Origin of the sequence: Mesorhizobium sp. dw_380 (genome assembly GCF_018588885.1) — a bacterium.
Classification (GTDB): domain Bacteria; phylum Pseudomonadota; class Alphaproteobacteria; order Rhizobiales; family Rhizobiaceae; genus Mesorhizobium.
In genome coordinates this window covers 99,234-117,079 of the sequence record NZ_JAFFIW010000011.1, presented here as the reverse complement: position 1 = coordinate 117,079, position 17,846 = coordinate 99,234, and the positions used below count along the sequence as shown (strand labels likewise).

16 protein-coding genes and 1 pseudogene are annotated in these 17,846 nt (G+C 62.7%); 14 read left to right on the top strand and 3 right to left on the bottom strand.

Translation table 11 applies throughout. The features are described from left to right. Positions 1–2 precede the first annotated feature (2 nt). The 12 genes from JT360_RS13940 to nuoG all read left to right on the top strand — a co-directional run bounded on the left by JT360_RS13940 (position 3) and on the right by nuoG (position 13,588). Entirely contained in the window at positions 3–1,457 is a 1,455-nt protein-coding gene (locus JT360_RS13940) for a monovalent cation/H+ antiporter subunit D family protein (RefSeq protein WP_214472191.1), read from the top strand. Beyond that, complete coding sequence (locus JT360_RS13935) at positions 1,454–1,708, top strand: hypothetical protein (protein WP_214472190.1); 255 nt, start codon at positions 1,454–1,456, stop codon at positions 1,706–1,708. The genes JT360_RS13940 and JT360_RS13935 overlap by 4 nt, the downstream gene beginning before the upstream one ends. Next, positions 1,701–3,461, top strand: a complete 1,761-nt coding sequence (locus JT360_RS13930) for a Na(+)/H(+) antiporter subunit D (protein ID WP_214472189.1) — start codon at positions 1,701–1,703, stop codon at positions 3,459–3,461. Before JT360_RS13935 ends, JT360_RS13930 begins: the two co-directional genes overlap by 8 nt. 7 nt (positions 3,462–3,468) lie before the next feature. Beyond that, complete coding sequence (locus tag JT360_RS13925) at positions 3,469–4,944, top strand: NADH-quinone oxidoreductase subunit M (protein ID WP_214472188.1); 1,476 nt, start codon at positions 3,469–3,471, stop codon at positions 4,942–4,944. Next, the gene (locus tag JT360_RS13920; protein ID WP_214472187.1) at positions 4,941–6,380 is read left to right on the top strand and encodes an NADH-quinone oxidoreductase subunit N; all 1,440 of its coding nucleotides are present in this window, start codon (positions 4,941–4,943) and stop codon (positions 6,378–6,380) included. Before JT360_RS13925 ends, JT360_RS13920 begins: the two co-directional genes overlap by 4 nt. Positions 6,381–6,534: 154 nt before the next feature. Further along, the gene (locus JT360_RS13915; protein WP_214472186.1) at positions 6,535–6,900 is read left to right on the top strand and encodes an NADH-quinone oxidoreductase subunit A; all 366 of its coding nucleotides are present in this window, start codon (positions 6,535–6,537) and stop codon (positions 6,898–6,900) included. Then, complete coding sequence (locus tag JT360_RS13910) at positions 6,888–7,391, top strand: NuoB/complex I 20 kDa subunit family protein (RefSeq protein WP_214472185.1); 504 nt, start codon at positions 6,888–6,890, stop codon at positions 7,389–7,391. Before JT360_RS13915 ends, JT360_RS13910 begins: the two co-directional genes overlap by 13 nt. Continuing rightward, entirely contained in the window at positions 7,388–7,924 is a 537-nt protein-coding gene (locus tag JT360_RS13905; protein ID WP_214472184.1) for an NADH-quinone oxidoreductase subunit C, read from the top strand. The genes JT360_RS13910 and JT360_RS13905 overlap by 4 nt, the downstream gene beginning before the upstream one ends. A 28-nt stretch (positions 7,925–7,952) precedes the next feature. Continuing rightward, the gene (gene nuoD / locus JT360_RS13900; RefSeq protein WP_214472183.1) at positions 7,953–9,167 is read left to right on the top strand and encodes an NADH dehydrogenase (quinone) subunit D; all 1,215 of its coding nucleotides are present in this window, start codon (positions 7,953–7,955) and stop codon (positions 9,165–9,167) included. Between the two features lie 16 nt (positions 9,168–9,183). Then, a complete protein-coding gene (locus JT360_RS13895) occupies positions 9,184–9,696 on the top strand; it encodes an NADH-quinone oxidoreductase subunit NuoE (protein WP_214472182.1) in 513 nt (170 codons plus the stop codon). Between the two features lie 4 nt (positions 9,697–9,700). Continuing rightward, positions 9,701–10,966: an NADH-quinone oxidoreductase subunit NuoF gene (nuoF, locus tag JT360_RS13890; RefSeq protein ID WP_214472181.1), complete on the top strand. Its 1,266-nt coding sequence runs from the start codon at positions 9,701–9,703 to the stop codon at positions 10,964–10,966. 33 nt (positions 10,967–10,999) lie between these two features. Beyond that, positions 11,000–13,588, top strand: a complete 2,589-nt coding sequence (gene nuoG, locus JT360_RS13885; protein ID WP_214472180.1) for an NADH-quinone oxidoreductase subunit NuoG — start codon at positions 11,000–11,002, stop codon at positions 13,586–13,588. 56 nt (positions 13,589–13,644) lie between these two features. On the opposite strand, the gene JT360_RS13880 is transcribed toward nuoG, so the two are convergent. The 3 genes from JT360_RS13880 to nuoH are packed head-to-tail and all read right to left on the bottom strand — an operon-like array spanning position 13,645 to position 15,703. Next, positions 13,645–14,085, bottom strand: coding sequence for a CBS domain-containing protein (locus JT360_RS13880; protein WP_214472179.1), 441 nt, complete (start codon positions 14,083–14,085; stop codon positions 13,645–13,647). 45 nt (positions 14,086–14,130) lie between these two features. Continuing rightward, on the bottom strand, positions 14,131–14,697 hold the full coding sequence (locus JT360_RS13875; protein WP_214472178.1) for an NADH-quinone oxidoreductase subunit I: 567 nt from the start codon (positions 14,695–14,697) through the stop codon (positions 14,131–14,133). 19 nt (positions 14,698–14,716) lie between these two features. After that, on the bottom strand, positions 14,717–15,703 hold the full coding sequence (gene nuoH, locus JT360_RS13870) for an NADH-quinone oxidoreductase subunit NuoH (RefSeq protein ID WP_214472177.1): 987 nt from the start codon (positions 15,701–15,703) through the stop codon (positions 14,717–14,719). 505 nt (positions 15,704–16,208) lie between these two features. Between nuoH and JT360_RS34075 the strand changes: the two are divergent. Both JT360_RS34075 and JT360_RS13860 read left to right on the top strand, forming a co-directional pair. After that, positions 16,209–16,528: pseudogene (locus tag JT360_RS34075) on the top strand (YbhB/YbcL family Raf kinase inhibitor-like protein); the annotation flags it as partial. 92 nt (positions 16,529–16,620) lie between these two features. Beyond that, positions 16,621–17,721: a CapA family protein gene (locus JT360_RS13860; protein ID WP_214472176.1), complete on the top strand. Its 1,101-nt coding sequence runs from the start codon at positions 16,621–16,623 to the stop codon at positions 17,719–17,721. The last annotated feature ends 125 nt before the right edge of the window (positions 17,722–17,846 follow it).

Genomic DNA, 17,846 nt, shown 5'->3' with positions numbered 1-17,846 from the left:
CGGTGATATCGATCCGGCCGCTGCTCGCCGTTGCCGTCGCCGTTCTGGCGGCCCTTGCAGTTCTCCTTCTAAACAAACGCGAGAACCTTCGCGATGCCGTCTCGCCGTTGGCCGCGATCGCCATGTTCGCAATTGTCGCCTCGATGGCGCCCACGGTGCTGGCGGGCGGGACAGTCGATTTGCGCCTGTTCGAGATTCTGCCGGGGATCGACTTCGCCTTCCGTGTTGATGCGCTCGGCATGGTGTTTGCCACCGTCTCGTCGCTGCTGTGGATCGTGGCGTCGATCTACTCCATCGGCTACATGCGGCACTTGAATGAGCATGCGCAGACCCGGTTCTTCGCCTGCTTCGCCGCCAGCCTCGCGGCCGCCGCCGGGGGCGCCTTTGCCGCCAATCTGTTCACGTTGGTGATCTTCTACGAGGTGCTGAGCCTCGTTACCTATCCGCTTGTCTACCATCACGAGGACGAGGAGGGATGGACGGGCAGCCGCAAGTACCTTGTCTATTTGATGGGCGCGTCGAAAAGCGTGCTTCTGGCCGCACTGGCGTTGACTTACCAGATTGCGGGGTCGCTCGACTTTGTGCCGGGGGGGCTGCTGGCGGGGGTCGACGCCTCGGCGCCGCTGCTGACCGTCGTCTATTTCTGCTATCTCTTCGGCTTCGCCAAGGCCGCGGTGATGCCGATGCACGCCTGGCTGCCTGCCGCGATGGTGGCGCCGACACCGGTTAGCGCGCTCTTGCATGCGGTTGCCGTCGTCAAAATGGGTGTGTTCTGCGTGCTGCGCGTCGTGTTCCACGTCTTCGGCGCAGGGCTGGTGGGCGGGCTGGGGCTCGGCATCGCTACGGCCTATGTGGTCTCGTTCACGATCCTGATGGCGTCCATCTACGCCCTGACGCGGGACGACCTGAAGGCGCGGCTCGCCTATTCGACGGTCAGCCAACTCTCCTACATCGTGCTGGGCGCGGTTCTGCTGTCGCCCGTCGCGATGGTTGGCGGGATCATCCACATCGCGGCGCATGCATTCTCGAAGATCACGCTCTTTTTCTGCGCCGGGTCGATCTATTGCGCGTCTGGCAAGCGGAACATCAGCGATATGGCCGGCATCGGCCGCAGGCTGCCCTGGACGATGGGGGCGTTCTTCGTCGGCTCGCTCAGCATGATCGGGGTGCCGCCGACTGCGGGCTTTATCAGCAAGTGGTATCTGGCGCTCGGCTCGGTGGAGGCCGGGGAGACCCCGTTCCTTATCGTGCTCTTGGTAAGTTCGGTCCTGAACGCCGCCTATTTCCTACCGGTCAGCTATGTCGCTTTCTTCGGGACGGAGGCGCAGGAATGCCCGGCGACCGTTCGTGAAAATCCGATTTTGACGATTCCGCTGGTCGCGACCGCCATGCTGTCGGTGGCGATGGGCATCTTCCCGGACTATTTCCTCGCCCTGGCGGAAAGGGTCGTCAGATGATCAAGCGCGTCGTCGATTTCTTTGGCGATGAGAGACATGCGAAAAGGCGTCGCCGGCTATTCTATCTGGTGCTCGTCCTGATCGTCATCGCCGACTTTCTGGTCTTCCGCGAACACGCCGAGTACCTGTGGGAGCGGCTGCCTGGCTGGTCTGCCCTCTACGGCTTCGGCTCCTGCGTGCTTCTGATCTTCGTGTCCAAGTTTTTTGGCCATCAGTGCCGGCTGATGCGGCGCGAGGACTATTATGACTGACTTCGTCCATCCCGGCCTACTGTTCATTCTCGGCGCCATTCCGATCCCCTTCCTAAAAGGATCTGTCCGCAAGGCCTATGTGCTGCTGATCCCAACGCTGGCGATCCTGGCCGTGCTGACGATGCATCCTGGCGGCTACGGCGCGGCGCGGTTCATCGGGCAGCAAATCATGATCGCGAAGGTCGACAAGCTAAGTGTCCTCTTCGCCACCGTTTTCAGCATCATGGCATTGATCGGCACGGTCTATGCGTTGCATCTGACCCACGCAGGCCAGCATGTGGCGGCGTTCGTCTACGTCGGCAGCGCGCTCGGGGTAGTGTTCGCCGGCGACTACCTGACCCTGTTCTTGTTCTGGGAGGGTATGACGTTTGCCTCTGCCTACCTAGTCTTTGCCCAGCGCAGCGATCAGGCGCTCAGCGCAGGGTTCCGCTACCTCATGGTCCATATCACCGGCAGCGTTGCCCTGCTCGGCGGCATCATTCTCCATGGGTTCGCCACCGGTTCGCTGCTCTTCGGCCCGATCGAGGGGGGGCTGGGCTTCGCCACCTGCCTGATCCTTGCCGGGTTCCTACTCAACGCCGCGGTGCCGCCACTCAACGCCTGGCTGACCGACGCCTACCCGGAAGCGACAGTCACCGGGGCCGTATTCATGAGCGCCTTCACCACGAAGACCGCCGTCTATGTGCTGGCGCGGGCGTTTCCGGGGACCGATCTTCTTGTCTGGCTCGGCACTGTGATGGCGCTTTACGGCGTTGTCTACGCGGTGCTGGAGAACGATTGCCGGCGGCTCTTGGCCTATCACATCGTCAGCCAGGTGGGCTACATGGTGGCGGGCATCGGCATCGGCACCGAGATGGCGGTGAACGGCGCCGTCAGCCATGCCTTCGCGCATATCCTCTACAAGGCGCTCCTCTTCATGGGCGCGGGGGCGGTGATCCACGTCACCGGGCGGCGCAAGCTCACCGAACTTGGAGGGCTGTACAAAACCATGCCGGTGACCCTTGCGCTCTACATGGTTGGCGCCTTCGCGATCTCGGCATTCCCGTTCTTCTCAGGCTTCGTCACCAAGTCGATGGTGGTGGCCGCCGCCAAACAGGATCATCGCGCGCTGGTGGTGCTGGCGCTGACAATGGCGTCGTCAGGGACGTTCCTGCACACCGGGCTCAAGCTCCCCTACTACATGTTTTTCGGCACGGACCAAGGGCTGGAGGCGCGAGAACCGCCGCGCAACATGCTGGTTGCGATGGGCATGGCAGCGGTGCTCTGCATTGCGATCGGGCTGTTCCCCCAGACGCTCTACGCGCTTCTGCCCCATCCGGTCGACTTCGAACCCTACACTGGCGTCCATGTCACCGAGAGCCTTGGCGTGCTGATGTTCACCGCCTTGGGCTTCGTCATGTTCCTCAGGGCGCTCGACCCCGAGAATACGATCAGCATCGATACCGACTGGTTCTACCGCATGGGCGCGCGGCACTTCATGTGGCTCGCCGAAAAACCGTTGGCGCGCTACGAGAAGGCGGTGAGTGATGTATCCGAAACCGCGGCGCTGCCCTTTCTGCTCGGGATGGCACGGGCAGGACTGCGGATCGATCTCCACGGCGTGGACGCCTTCGTGAATGCCGTCGCTCGCGCGATCCTGCGCGGCGGTGGGGCGCTGCGCCAGTTCCAGAGCGGCGTCGTGACCCATTACGCGCTGGCGATGATCGCTGGTGTGATCGCGGGGATCGCTGTATTCGCTGTGGCGTGGCGGTAAGAGCGCGATGACGATCCCTTTGCTCAGCCTCATCGTGTTCACGCCAGCCGTCGGGGCAGCGGCGCTGATGTTTATCCGCAACGACGATGCGGTGCGGTGGATGGCACTGGGTGTCACTATCCTCGACTTCGCGCTTTGCATCGCCATGCTCGGCGGCTTCGATACCTCTACCCACGAGATGCAGTTCACCGAGACGCGCCCGTGGGTGCCCGCGCTGGGGATCACCTACACACTTGGCATCGACGGGATCAGCGCACCCTTCGTGTTCCTGACCGCGCTGTTGGGCTGGATCTGCGTGCTTGCCTCGTGGGTTGCGATCGACCGCAAGGTGAAGGAGTTCATGGTCAGCCTGCTGGCCATGCAGGCGCTGATGCTTGGCGTGTTCTGCGCGCTCGATCTGTTCCTGTTCTACGTCTTCTGGGAGGCGATGCTGATCCCGATGTACCTGATCATCGGCGTCTGGGGTGGCGACGGCCGGGTCTATGCGGCGTTCAAGTTCTTCCTCTACACGCTGGCAGGCAGCCTGATGTTCCTGATCGGTGTCATCGTGCTCTATTTCCACGGTGGTGAGACCTTCGACATCCGCACCCTGATGGCGCAGGATTTGCCGTTCCAGGTCCAGTCATGGCTGTTCTTCGCCTTCCTGATCGCCTTCGCGGTCAAGGTGCCGATGGTCCCGGTCCATACCTGGCTGCCGGACGCCCATGTGCAGGCACCAACGGCCGGCAGCATCATCCTCGCCGCCGTGCTCCTGAAGATGGGCGCCTACGGGTTCCTGCGGTTCTCGCTGCCAATGCTGCCCGAGGCGACGGTGCATTATTCGACGCTTATGCTGGTCCTTTCGGCAGTTGCTATCGTCTATGGCGGGTTGCTTGCCTTGGCGCAGGACGACCTGAAGAAGCTGGTGGCCTATTCCAGCATCAGCCACATGGGCTTGGTGACGCTGGGGATTTTCACGCTGAACCTCCGTGGGCTCGAGGGCGGCATCCTGCAAATGTTCAATCATGGCGTGACGACGGGCGCGTTGTTCCTGTCCGTGGGTCTTATCTACGAGCGGACCCATACCCGCAGCATCGCGGATTATGGCGGGCTGATGAAGGCGGCGCCGGTTTATACGGCGTTTCTTGCACTATTCGCCCTGTCGTCGATGGCGCTGCCGGGAACGAATTCGTTCGTGGGCGAGTTGCTAGTGCTGTCAGGCGCGTTCGCAGCCAACCTGGCTGTCGGCGCTGCCGCCGTTCTAGGGGCCTTGCTGGGAGCGGCCTATCTGCTTGGCATGTATAGGAAAGTCGCGCTTGGTCCGGTCGGCATCGGCGTGCGGTTCAAGATCCGCGACGTGAACGCCCGCGAGATAGCGGCGATCTTGCCGCTAGCCGTCTTCGTTCTTTGGATCGGACTCTATCCGAAGCCCTTTCTCGAAATCATCGACGCCTCGGTGAAGCATCTACTAGCGCAGGTGCACGGTAAGGGGAGCGCCCAATGACCGCCGCCGCGCTTTTCCAGTCGACTCTAGCGAGCTTGCCCGAGATCGTGGTGGTTGCCGGGGCCTGCATCCTGCTGATCCTGGGGCAGTTGATGCGGAAGGGGCAGCAACAATTCCTTATCTGGGCTTCAATCGCGGTCGTGGTGATTGCCGCCCTGGGGACACTCATGCTGGCGGGCGAGGTGCGACCGGCCTACTCGGGCATGTTTGTCGCCGACCGCTTCGCGGTGTTCTTCAAGGTCGTGTTCTACCTGGTCACAGTTCTGACATTCCTTCTTTCGCGAAAATATGCCGAGATCGAAGGGATCGGGAGCAGTGAATACTACGTACTGCTGCTCTTGGCGCTTTCGGGAATGATGATCATGGCCTCGGCGACCGACCTCCTGTCGATCTATGTAGGCCTCGAACTGATGGTGCTCTGCACCTATGTGCTGACCGGCTTCCTGCGGCAGCAGCAGCGGTCGAACGAAGCGGCGCTGAAATACGTGATCCTTGGCGGGGTCTCGACCGGGATTTTCCTTTACGGCGTTTCGCTGATCTACGGGCTCACCGGCACGACGCAGTTGGACGGGATGGCTGCGGCGGTAACCGGTGATCCGCTCGATCCCGGATTGCTCCTGGCTGTGGTTTTTATCGTCGCGGGGCTGGTATTCAAGGTCGGCGCGGTGCCGTTCCATATGTGGGTGCCGGACGTCTATGAAGGCGCGCCGACGACGATAACCGCCTTCATGTCGGTGGGGCCCAAGGCAGCGGGATTCGCTGTGATCCTGCGGGTGTTCCTCAACCCACTGGTCGCAGCCTCGGACGTCTGGATCATCGTCGCGGTCATTGCGGCAGTGACGATGGCGCTCGGCAGTTTCGTGGCGCTGGTGCAGGACAATTTCAAGCGCCTCTTGGCCTATTCCAGCATCGCCCATGCCGGGTTCGCCATGTTCGGCGTGGCGGCCGGCGGTGCGGACGGGGTTGCCAGCGTGATGCTCTATTTGCTGATCTATGCGTTCATGAACCTCGGCATCTTCGGTATCGTCATCATGATGCGGAACGGCGATTTCTCGGGCGAGGTCATCGAGACCTACGCTGGTTTCGCCAAGTCGCATCGCGGACTGGCGCTTCTGATGCTGCTTTATCTGTTCTCGCTGGCCGGCATTCCGCCGACAGCCGGGTTCTTCGCCAAGTTCTACGTGCTGGTCGCGCTCGTCGAGCGGGGTTTCGTCATGCTGGCGGTGATCGCCGTGCTGCTGAGCGCCGTTGCCGCCTACTTCTACATCCGCATCGTGATGGTGATCTACATGCGCGAGCCAGAGGGCGCGTTCGATCCGGCGCTGACGCCCGCTGTCGGCGCCACACTCGCCATCACCGCTGCCGGCACCATCGGCATTGGCCTATTTCCGGCGTGGTTTCTGAGGCTTGCTCAACATGCCGCAATTGGCGGCTGACAGATTGGATTTGCAATGATCTGGCCGACGGAATACTCTGGCCGTGCAAGAAAGGAATGCCCAAGTCGCTTCCTAGGGCGCCCGCATCACCGGTCCCAAAGGGGTCGGTAGTGGCCTGAGCAAAGCCCTCGGTGGGTGATCGGGGCTACGCGACGTGACCGGAATGGAGTTCCTGCCGGTTCTTTTCATGGTCGCCGGAATTGTTCTGGTGGCAATGGGTACGCTTTTCGTCTCCTCGCTACTGCGCCAATCCAATCCCTATCCCGCGAAGAACATGCCCTATGAATGCGGCATGGACCCGGCGGGCGAAGCCGCCGGAGGCCGCTTCAGGGTGCAGTTCTTCATCATCGCGATCCTGTTTGTCGTCTTCGATGTCGAGACGATGTTCCTCTTTCCCTGGGCCGTTGTCCTGAAAGAGATCGGGCTGGTCGGCTATGTCGAGATGTTCATCTTCATTTTGCTGCTTCTCGTGGGCTTCGCCTACGCCTGGCTGAAGGGGGCGCTGGAATGGGAGGCGTAAACAACGCGATCCGCGACAGCGTGCTGTTCACCACGGCCGACAGCCTGATCAGCTGGAGCCGAAGGTCGGCGCTGTGGCCCGAAACCTTCGGCATTGCCTGCTGCGCCATCGAGATGATCTCGGCGGGGTGTGCCCGCTACGATCTCGACCGCTTCGGCGTGGTGTTCCGGCCTTCGCCGCGCCAGTCCGACGTGATGATCATCGCCGGCACGATAACGCGGAAATTCGCGCCAGTGGTGCGCCGGCTCTATGACCAGATGCCGGAGCCGCGCTGGGTCATCGCCATGGGCACCTGCGCCATCTCGGGCGGGGTCTATAACACCTATGCGGTGGTGCAGGGGGCGGAGACCTTCGTGCCGGTGGACGTGCATGTGCCTGGATGCCCGCCGCGGCCCGAGGCGCTGATGCACGGCTTCCTTCTGCTTCAGGAGAAGATCAAGAAATCCAGGGCGTTGGCCGGGACGCCTCTGGACCGGGTCGCGGCGCCATGAGCGTGGAGACGTCCCTCATCCGCTCTCTGATCGCGGAGCGTTTCGGGGAGGCAATCGAGGAGCTTGGCTTCTCGCATGGGGTTCACGCTTTCGCCGCTCCGCCTGACATGATCGTCGAGCTTTGCCGGTTCCTCAAGGAACACCCGGCGCTGCGGTTCGATTTCCTGTCCGACATCTGCGGGGTCGATCACTACCCCGAGGCACCGCGCTACGAGGCGGTGTACCATCTCTTTTCACTGCCAAACAAATGGCGCGTGCGGATCAAGTGCCGCCTCGGCGATCCGCCGCGGGTCCCGTCGGTGACGGGGGTCTGGCGCACCGCCAACTGGCACGAGCGCGAGGCCTGGGACATGTACGGGATCAGGTTCGAGGGCCACCCCGACCTGCGCCGGATCTATATGTGGGAAGGGTTCGAGGGCTTCCCGCAGCGCAAGGACTTTCCGCTGCGGGGCTACAAGGACAAGCTGAACCCGTTTGGCGCCGAAGGCACGCCGCCGACGCAGCCCGACCTTGCCACCAAGGACATTCCATAGGGAGGCCGTTCCATACCGAGGACTTGAGATGACCGAAGTCACCGAACTGAGCTGGCCGGAAACCGATGCGCCCCACACCAAGGAGGTGCTTCTCAACCTCGGCCCGCAGCATCCCAGCACGCATGGGGTGCTGCGGCTCGTCCTCAAGTTGGATGGCGAATATGTCGCACGCGTGGACCCGCATATCGGCTACCTCCACCGCGGCACAGAGAAACTGGCAGAGAGCTTCACCTACACCCAGATCTTCCCGCTAACCGACCGGCTCGACTACCTCTGCCCGCCCTCGAACAACCTGGCCTTCGCACTGGCGGTGGAGAAGCTCCTGGGCATCAAAGCCCCGATCCGCGCGCAATATATCCGCGTGCTGATGGCCGAACTGGCACGGATCTCCGGTCATCTCCTGATCACCGGCGCACTCCCGCTGGACCTAGGCGCCATGACCGCGCTCCTTTACGCCATGCGCGAGCGCGAAATGATCATGGACTTGTTGGAGATGATCAGCGGGGCGCGGATGCACACCTCCTTCTGCCGGGTCGGCGGTGTGCGCGAGGATCTGCCCGATGGGTTCTTCCCCAAGATCCGGGAGTTCTGCGACATCTTCCCGAACCGGATCCGCGACTATGAACGGCTGGTCGATAGCAACCGCGTGTTCCTGAAGCGCACGCAGGGGATCGGCGTGATCTCCGCCGCGGACGGCATCGATCTGGGACTGAGCGGCCCGAACCTGCGCGCCTCGGGCGTCGACTGGGACATCCGTCGCGACGAGCCCTATGAGATCTACGACCGGCTCGCGTTCAACGTTATTACCCGCGATGAAGGCGATTGCTACGCGCGCTGGCGATGCCGCGTCGACGAAATGCGCGAAAGCCTCCGGATCATCGAGCAATGCCTCGACCAGATGCCCGATGGGCCGTTCCAGATCGACATGCCGACAATCGCCTTCCCGGTGGACAAGGATCGGGTGCACTGCTCGATGGAGGCGCTGATCCAGCATTTCGACCTGTCGGCCTATGGCTTCAAGGTGCCTAAGGGCGAGGTCTACTCGGCGATCGAGGCGCCAAAGGGCGAGCTCGGCTTCTACATCATCAGCGACGGGTCGCCAAAACCGTTCCGCATGAAGGTGCGGGCACCCTCGTTCGTCAACCTTCAGGCATTGTTCGGGGTCACCAACGCGCGCTACCTGGCGGACATGATCGCCGTGCTCGGCAGCCTCGACCCCGTGATGGCGGAGGTGGACAAGTAGCAGGGAATTGGACGCGATGACCATGCGCGAAAAGATCGAAGAGGCGGCGTCGCGGTATCCCGACCAGCGCTCGGCGATCATGCCCGCGCTTCTGATCGCGCAGAGAGAACATGGCCATCTGCCCGGCCCGGTGCTGGAAGAGGTCGCCGGCATCCTCGGCGTCGAGCGCATCTGGGTCTACGAACTGGCGACCTTCTACACCCTTTTCCATACCGAGCCGGTCGGCATTTTCCACCTGCAGCTCTGCGACAACGTCTCCTGCATGCTGTGCCGATCCGAGGACCTGCTGAGACACCTGGAGGAGGTGCTCGGCATCAACAAGGGCGGCACGACGCCGGACGGGCTGTTCACGCTTTCGACCGTCGAATGCCTCGGCGCTTGCGAGATGGCCCCGGTGATGCAGGTCGGCGATGACTATCACGGCGACCTCGACATCGCTCGGATCGACGCGCTCCTGGGCAGGCTGCGCGCGACGGTGCGGCAGGCGACTGGCGCCGATCTCGTCGCCCCAGGGCCGCCGGGAGAATAGCGCCATGTTCGAACCCGTCCTTCTCAAGAACTTGGACGTGCCGGATGGCCATCTTCTCGCGACCTATGAGGCCGGCGGCGGCTACCGGGCGCTGGCCAAGGCGCTTCGCGAGCGCACGCCCGACGAGATCATCGACCTCGTCAAGAAATCCAACCTGCGCGGACGCGGCGGAGCCGGATTCCCAACGGGGTTGAAATGGAGCTTCGTGCCCAAGCGTGCCGGCAAGCCGAAATACCTGTGCTGCAACGCCGATGAAGGCGAGCCGGGCACCTTCAAGGACCGGATCATCATGGAGCGTGACCCGCACCAGCTGATCGAGGGCATGGCGATCAGCGCCTACGCGATAGGGGCGGAAACCGCCTACGTCTACATCCGCGGGGAGTACACGCTGGCGATCGCGCGGCTGGAGCAGGCGATCGCCGAGGCCGATGCGAAGGGTTATCTGGGAACACGGATTCTGGGCTCGGATTTCAGCTTCGTCGTGCACATCCATTGTGGCGCCGGCGCCTATATCTGCGGCGAGGAGACCGCGATGCTCGACTCGCTCGAAGGCAAGCGGGCGCAGCCGCGTCTGAAACCGCCGTTCCCGGCGGTCGAAGGGCTTTACGCCAGCCCGACCGTGATCAACAACGTCGAGACGCTGGCCTGTGTGCCGCATATCGTGGCGCGAGGGGCCGACTGGTTCCGCGACATCGGCCCGGACAAGAGCCCCGGCCCGAAGCTCTATTGCCTCAGCGGACAGGTGCGGAAACCGGGCCTTTACGAGCTGCCGATGGGGATACCGCTGCGCGAACTGGTCTGTGACTATGCCGGCGGGCCGCTGCCGGGGCGCAAGCTCAAGGCGGTGATACCAGGCGGGGTCTCGGCGCCGCTGATCCCGGAACGCGGGCTGGACGTGGGGATGGACTTCGACTCGCTGGCCGCCGCTGGCTCGATGCTGGGCTCGGCCGGGGTGATCGTGATCGACGACTCGACCTGCATTGTCAAAGTCGCCACCCGGATCATCGAGTTCTTCCACCACGAGTCCTGCGGCAAGTGCACCCCCTGCCGCGAAGGGCTGAACTGGGTCGTGAAAGTGCTGCGCCGAGTCGAGGCGGGCCAGGGCGAGCCGGGCGACCTGGAACAGCTGGAGGCGCTTTGCAAAGGCATTTTCGGCAACACGTTCTGCGCTCTGGGCGACGGCGCGGCGATGGGCCTGCGGGCGGCACTGGCGCATTTCGGGGATGAATTCGTCGCGCACATCGAAGAGCGGAGGTGCCCGTTTCACTGAGGAGGACGCAGCGAGAGGACCGTAAGGAAAGCCATGGTTAGCGTGACAATCGATGAACGAACGCTGGAAGTGGAGGCAGGCTCTACGGTGCTGCAGGCCGCCGAGCGTTTGGGCATCAAAATCCCGACCTTCTGCTATCTGAAGCGGCTGCCGGCGCTGGCCTCCTGCCGCATGTGCCTGGTGGAGATTGAGGGACAGCGGCGGCTACAGCCTTCTTGCGCCACCGCGGTCACCGACGGCATGGTGGTGCGGACGAACACGCAACTGATCGACGAAACGCGCTCTTCCATGCTCGACATGCTGCTCGCCAACCACCCTCTCGACTGCCCGATCTGCGACAAGGGTGGCGAGTGCGAGCTGCAAGACATGGTGATGGCATACGGGCCCCGCACAAGCCGGTTCCGCGATGCCAAGCGCGTGTTCCACTCCGAGGACATCCGTCTCAGCCCGGTCATCATCATGAACGTCAACCGCTGCATCCAGTGCCAGCGCTGCGTCCGGATGTGCGAAGAAGTCGTCGGCGCGGTCGCCTTGGGCACCGTTGAAAAAGGCATGGATACCGCCGTCACTGGCTTCGAGGGCAGTCTCGCGAGTTGCGATCAATGCGGCAATTGCGTCGAGGTCTGCCCGGTCGGCGCGCTGATGAGCTTCCCCTATCGCTACAAGGCGCGACCCTGGGATCTGGTCGAGACCGACACGGTCTGCCCGCATTGCGGCACCGGCTGCCAACTGACCGTCGGCGCGCGCAAGGGCGAATTCATGCGGGTCCGCTCGAAGGTGGAGCACGGCATAAACCGAGAAACGCTCTGCGTGCGCGGGCGCTTCGGCCTCGACTTCGTCGGGAGTCAGGACCGGATCAAGCGGCCGATGATCCGTCGTGACGGGCTCCTGGTTCCGGCTTCCTGGGACGAAGCGGGGGACTACCTCCGCCGGCGGCTGTCGTCCGTCGCCAGCAAGGCTGCGGGCGGGCTGGCCTCGCCGCGCCTGCCCAACGAGGTGCTTTATCAGTTCCAGAAGCTGATGCGGACGGCATTCCGGACCAACAATATCGACTGCTCCTCGCGCTGGTCCACGCCCTTTGATGCGCTCGGCCCGTTGGTGGCCGCCTTCTACACCCGCGCGCCGCTGGAGGAGGTGATCGGCAACGACTGTGTGCTTGTCGTCGGTGGCAACGTGACGGACGAAAACCCAGTCACCGAATATCTGCTGCGAGATTGTGCACGGCGGCGACAGACCGGCTTATTCATGCTCTCGGCGAGGCCATCCCGCCTGGACGCGGATGCGCGGGTGGTCGTTCGCGTGCCGCCGGGCGGTGAGGCTCAGGGCCTTGCCGCGGTGGTGAGCGGACTGGGGGCGGCTGGTCAGGCATTGCCGGGCGATGTCTTTGCGGACATGGGCGCGAAAACCGGCCGGCCGGCAGCGGCCACCGACAGTGACGGTCCGGACCGTCTGGCCTCAGCGCTGTTGGAAGGCCGGAGCGTCACCGTGCTTGTCAGCGCCGACCTCTTGAGATCGCCGCTAGCGCGCGCGACGTTGCAGCAGCTCAACAACCTTTTGCAGGTTCTGCGCGCACTCGGCAAGGGCCCGGCGATGCAGTTCCTCTTCGATCGTGCCAATCAACTGGGTGCCTGGGACATGGGCGTTCTGCCGACGGCGCTGCCCGGGCTGTGGGCGCTCGCCAATGATGCGGCGCGCGCAACTCTCGAACGAGCCTGGGGCGCCGAAATCCCGCCTGAACCGGGCGTGGATCTCGACGCCATGCTGGAGCTCTGTGACAGGAAGCGAATGGGCGCGCTCTATATCGTCGGAAGCGACCCCCTGATGTCCTATCCCGACCGGGGATTCGTGCAGCGGGCGCTTCGTGCCGCCGATCTCCTGATCGTGCAGGACGCGTTCCTAACGGATACGGCGAGCCTGGCGGATGTCGTGCTGCCCGCGGCGAGTTATGGCGAGGAATCCGGCACGTTCACCAACAACGAAGGCCGCACCCAGAAGGTCTGCAAGTTCCGCGAACCCGCCCTCGAGGCGCGGGACAATCTGGCGATATTCGACTTCGTAGCGGCGCTTCGCGGCCAGGCGTTGCGGCCGACGATCCAAGGCGAAATCTTCGGCGAGATCGCCCGGCTGGTTCCGGCCTACGAAGGATTGACGCAGGACGGGCTTGGCGCCGACGGAGCATTCACGAAGGCGACCCCTGCGCCACCGGTTGGCGAGTTCTTCGCCCTCCCGCCTGCCCCCATTGCAGCCGACCGGCTCATGCTGGTCACAGGCAACTGCCTGTTCCACAACGGATATCTTTCCGAGCTCTCGGAGATCCTGAATACGGTCGCGGATGACCCGTATGTCGAGATGAGCGCGCCGGATGCAACGCAGCTTGGCCTTGCGGATGGCGATCAGGTGGTCGTGCGGTCCGCCCAGGGCGAGCTGACGGCGAAGCTCAAGGTCAACAAGCGTTTTCCCAGGGGCCTCGTGTTCGTTCCCGAGAACTACAGATCCCTGCGTCTCAACAGCCTGATGCGGCGGGGCGAATACCCATGTCCGGTGGAAGTTGAAATGGCGCACGCCGCTTTCGAGATCGCCACTGTCGCCGGGGCCGAGGCGCGGCCCGACAATCCGATCTGAGGCATCCCGGGTTCCCCGTGCAGCCCGCCCTGATCCGGCGCCTTGAGCCGGTGTCGTCAGTGATAGCCGGTCCCGGCAATGTAATCGTACAGCACTTGCTCGTTGCTCATCAATTCGTCGAGCCGGTGCTTGACCACGTCGCCGATGCTCACCACGCCGACAGTAGCGCCGCCATCCATGACCAGCACATGGCGCGTACGCCGTTTGGTCATGGTCGCCATCACCGAAGGCAGCAAATCCTGTGTCGAACAGGTCGCCACACTGCGGTTCATGATGTCGGCGACCCGCATCAAGGGCGCCTCGGTTCCGTATTCAGCCACCGCATTGCAGCAGTCCCGCTCCGAAAGCGTGCCCAGGCACTGCCCGGGGAAACGGCTGACGACCACGAAGCCGATGTTGTTCTCCCGAAACAGCCGTAGCACTTCCACCATCGTCTGACTTGGAGTGACCGAGATGACCTCGGGAGCCTTGGTCTTCAAGATTTGGCAGACCAGCATTTGAGCCTCCTGTCTGCGCGCTCCGGCTTGCCAGCTGGCGCGCCTTCACGTTCGTCGGATATTCCGCCACCAGTTGTACCCCTGCGGCTCGCTCGTCTCGACCAGCACGTCCTGCTCGGTGTTCAGATGTGCAGCGACCACGCCGCCGCCGGTCATCGCCTTGCCCGGCTTGCCGAGCAGATCGTCGCGCCCGATCACCAGGTCACTCGAGGAAAAACTCGAGAACTCGTACTGTTGGCCAAGCGCGATCGCGTCCGCCGGACAGGCGTCTTCGCACAGCCCGCAGAATAGGCATCGGGCCATGTCGATCTCGAATTTTGCCGGGCGTCGGTTGCCCTTCTCGTCCTCGTAGGGGATGACTTCGATGCAGTCGCAGGGACAGATCCGCGCGCAGAGCTCGCAGGCTACGCATTTGATCTCGCCCTCTTCGTCGCGCTTCAGGAAGTGATGCCCGCGGTAACGCGAATAGGGCAACCATTTTTCCTTGTCAGGATACTGCATGGTCACGGGTCTGGAGAACATGTAGCCGAAGGTCAGCGCCAAGGCGTTCGCCAGATCGGCGAAGAACGCCCAGCCGATCCATATTCCAGTTCTGTCCAGTGCGCGCGACATCGTCGCCTCGTTGCAGCCCCTAGAGGAAAGCAACACCGGTTATGATTATGTTCGCCATTGACAGAGGAAGCAAGACTTTCCACCCGATCGCCATCAGTTGGTCGTAGCGATAGCGCGGGAAAGTGAAGCGGAACCAGATAAACACATAGACGAAGAACGCGACCTTGAGCCCGAACCAGACGAGCGGTGGCAACGGGACCAGCACGCCGTTCCAGCCGCCGAAGAACAGGATCACCGCCAGGACCGACGTCAGAAGCATGATGGCGTATTCACTGACCATGAAGAACGCAAAGCGGATACCGCTGTATTCGGTATGGAACCCGGCCCCCAAGTCGCCTTCCGCTTCCGCCAGGTCGAAGGGAATGCGCTGCGATTCGGCCAGCCCGGCAACGAAGAACACGAAGAACCCGACCGGTTGGTAGACGATGTTCCAGACATTGGCTTGCGCCCGCACGATATCGAGCAGGCTCATGGATTGCGCCAGCATGACCACGCCGATGACCGCGAACCCCATCGGGATCTCGTAGCTGATCATCTGCGCGCAGGTCCTGAGACTGCCCAGAACAGCGTATTTGCTGTTCGCTGCCCAGCCGCCGAAGATGACGCCATAGACCTCGATCCCGATCACCGCAAAGACGAAAAGCAGCGCGACGTTCATGTTGGAGACGTAGAGAGTGATCTCGGTGCCGAGGACCGATACGGATTCGCCGAAGGGGACCGCGACGAACACCACGAAGGGCGGGGCGAGCGCCAGGATTGGCGCCAGTTTGAACAGGAAGCGGTCGGCCTCGGCCGGGATGTGGTCCTCTTTGGTCAAGAGCTTGACCCCGTCCGCCACCGGCTGCAGCAGCCCATGCCATCCCACACGCATCGGCCCCATCCTCTGCTGCATGTGCCCCGCGATCTTGCGTTCCAGCCAGGTCAGCGGCAAGGGCAGCAGCAGCAAGATCGCAATCAGCAACGCGACCTTGAAGACGATCAGCCCAAGAGCAACGACGAGTTCCATGATCCGAGGCCACTCGTTCAACGGGACGAGACCCGCGACCCGATTAGCACTGCGCAGTGGTCACGCTGCGCGGGCGTGGCAATTGCCGACCGTGGCGCAACCTGTGCAATGGTATCACAGCCTTGCCATCGCTGGCTACGATGCGTTCGGCGCGGCGTGTAGACGAGACGGCAGGGCGAAGCGAACTGCCATTCAATATTGTCTCGTACATTTTCGATACAGCGCATATCCTTGCACCCGATCAACCGTGACGCTCATGTCGGAACGCAGCCTCGAGGCGACGCCCGCGCTTCCTACTAGTTTTGCCTGGCACCTGGCGTTTTGGGGCTGAGTGTTGCGCGGCGCGGCAACGGCGTAAGGGGCGACCCATGCAGCTCAGTTCAAGCAGCTTTGCGAACGGTACGACGATCCCGCAGCGCTTCACTTGCGGCGGTGAGGATCGTTCCCTCCCCTCGGCTGGACTGGCGCTCCGGCCGGAACCGCCAGCTTTGTCCTTCTCTGCGATGATCCAGACGCTCCGGCGAGGATCTGGCATCACTGGGCGGCCTATGACATTACGGCCGATTGTGTAGGGTTGGCCGAAGGCGCCGCCCAGCACGCCGGCAAGCAAGGCTTCAAGCAGGCAACCAGCGATTTCCGGCGACCAGGTTACGGTGGTCCCTGCCCCCGCATCGTCACGGCCGACACAGCTATCACTTCCGGTTGCGTGCGCTGTCGATTGATCACCTGCCGCTTGGCAACGACCCATCGTGTCAGACGGTCGAACGAGAATCGCGCAAGCATCTCCTCGCCGAGGCGGTTCTCGTCGGAGTATATGGGCGGTGATGGTCTTCGCTCGTGTGAACTTTGGCAATTGAGGAAGGCCTGCGGGTCATGAGCGGCATGACTGATCGTGATAGGCCCGGCTGGTGCGCGTCATGCGGATCTTTCTCTGTGGCGATGTGATGACGGGGCGAGGCATAGACCAGGCGCTTCCACATCCGTGTGACCCTCGTCTTCACGAGCGCTATGTGCAATCGGCCATAGACTACGTCCGGATGGCGGAGGCTGCGAACCAACCGATACCGACGCCGGTCGACTTCCCCTACATCTGGGGCGCTGCGCTGCAAGAATTGGAGCGGGCTCGGCCGGACGCGAGCATCATAAATCTCGAGACCAGCATTACGCGCTGCGAAACCTATGTCGCCAAAGGCATCAACTACAGGATGAGCCCCGAGAACGCCGACTGCCTCGTTGCCGCGGGGGTCGACTGCTGCCTGCTCGGTAACAATCACGTTCTTGATTGGGGGCGCGCTGGGCTGCTGGAGACCCTGGCGACGCTCGAGCGTTTGCAAATCAAGACCGCAGGCGCGGGGCGCAATGCCGCCCAGGCAAGCGCCCCGGCGATTTTGGCAGACACCGACGCAGGGCGCGCACTTGTTTTTTCGTTCGCCTCGAAGACGAGCGGCGTCCCTCGACATTGGGCGGCGACGCATGACCGGGCCGGAGTGAACTTTCTACCTGCGCTTTCCGATGCGACTGTCGCAGCGATCGCCGATCTTGTGGCCGCTGTCCGACGAGAAAATGACGTGGTTGTGGTCTCCCTTCATTGGGGACCAAACTGGGGCTATGACATCCCGGAGGAGCAAAGGTGGTTCGCCCACGAACTCATCGACAGGGCGGACATATCCATCGTTCACGGCCATTCATCGCATCATGCCAAATCCATCGAAGTGTACAAGAACCGCCTTATTCTGTATGGCTGCGGCGACTTCCTGAATGACTATGAAGGCATCAAAGGCCACGGGGAATTTCGGCCCGAGCTCGCCCTGATGTACATCGCTGACCTTGGACCTGGAAGCGATCTGGTCGCGCTCGAACTGGTGCCCCTCCAGATCCGCCGGTTCCAACTCATCCAGGCGGCGAACAGGGACGTTGCCTGGTTGCAGCAGACCCTGGACCGAGAAAGCCGGCAGTTTGGTACGTGCGTTGGGACTGCGCCAGAGGGGAGGCTTGCGCTCTCCTGGCCAACAATGTGAACTGGTTTCAAATCGGCGTTGAACACCGAAGCCGCTCCAAGAGATTTTCATCCATCCCTTCGCAAGGCTGCACAGAAAAAGCCCGGGCTCACTACACCAATGATCGGCGAGCATTAATCGCTCGG

Bases quoted from the DNA above. Each gene is read 5' to 3' on its own strand.
- JT360_RS13905 (WP_214472184.1), top strand. From the start codon at position 7,388: ATGAGCGTGGAGACGTCCCTCATCCGCTCTCTGATCGCGGAGCGTTTC.
- nuoG (WP_214472180.1), top strand. From the start codon at position 11,000: ATGGTTAGCGTGACAATCGATGAACGAACGCTGGAAGTGGAGGCAGGC.
- JT360_RS13935 (WP_214472190.1), top strand. From the start codon at position 1,454: ATGATCAAGCGCGTCGTCGATTTCTTTGGCGATGAGAGACATGCGAAA.
- nuoD (WP_214472183.1), top strand. From the start codon at position 7,953: ATGACCGAAGTCACCGAACTGAGCTGGCCGGAAACCGATGCGCCCCAC.
- nuoH (WP_214472177.1), bottom strand. From the start codon at position 15,703: ATGGAACTCGTCGTTGCTCTTGGGCTGATCGTCTTCAAGGTCGCGTTG.
- JT360_RS13920 (WP_214472187.1), top strand. From the start codon at position 4,941: ATGACCGCCGCCGCGCTTTTCCAGTCGACTCTAGCGAGCTTGCCCGAG.
- nuoF (WP_214472181.1), top strand. From the start codon at position 9,701: ATGTTCGAACCCGTCCTTCTCAAGAACTTGGACGTGCCGGATGGCCAT.
- JT360_RS13925 (WP_214472188.1), top strand. From the start codon at position 3,469: ATGACGATCCCTTTGCTCAGCCTCATCGTGTTCACGCCAGCCGTCGGG.
- JT360_RS13880 (WP_214472179.1), bottom strand. From the start codon at position 14,085: ATGCTGGTCTGCCAAATCTTGAAGACCAAGGCTCCCGAGGTCATCTCG.
- JT360_RS13930 (WP_214472189.1), top strand. From the start codon at position 1,701: ATGACTGACTTCGTCCATCCCGGCCTACTGTTCATTCTCGGCGCCATT.
- JT360_RS13875 (WP_214472178.1), bottom strand. From the start codon at position 14,697: ATGTCGCGCGCACTGGACAGAACTGGAATATGGATCGGCTGGGCGTTC.
- JT360_RS13860 (WP_214472176.1), top strand. From the start codon at position 16,621: ATGCGGATCTTTCTCTGTGGCGATGTGATGACGGGGCGAGGCATAGAC.
- JT360_RS13895 (WP_214472182.1), top strand. From the start codon at position 9,184: ATGACCATGCGCGAAAAGATCGAAGAGGCGGCGTCGCGGTATCCCGAC.
- JT360_RS13910 (WP_214472185.1), top strand. From the start codon at position 6,888: ATGGGAGGCGTAAACAACGCGATCCGCGACAGCGTGCTGTTCACCACG.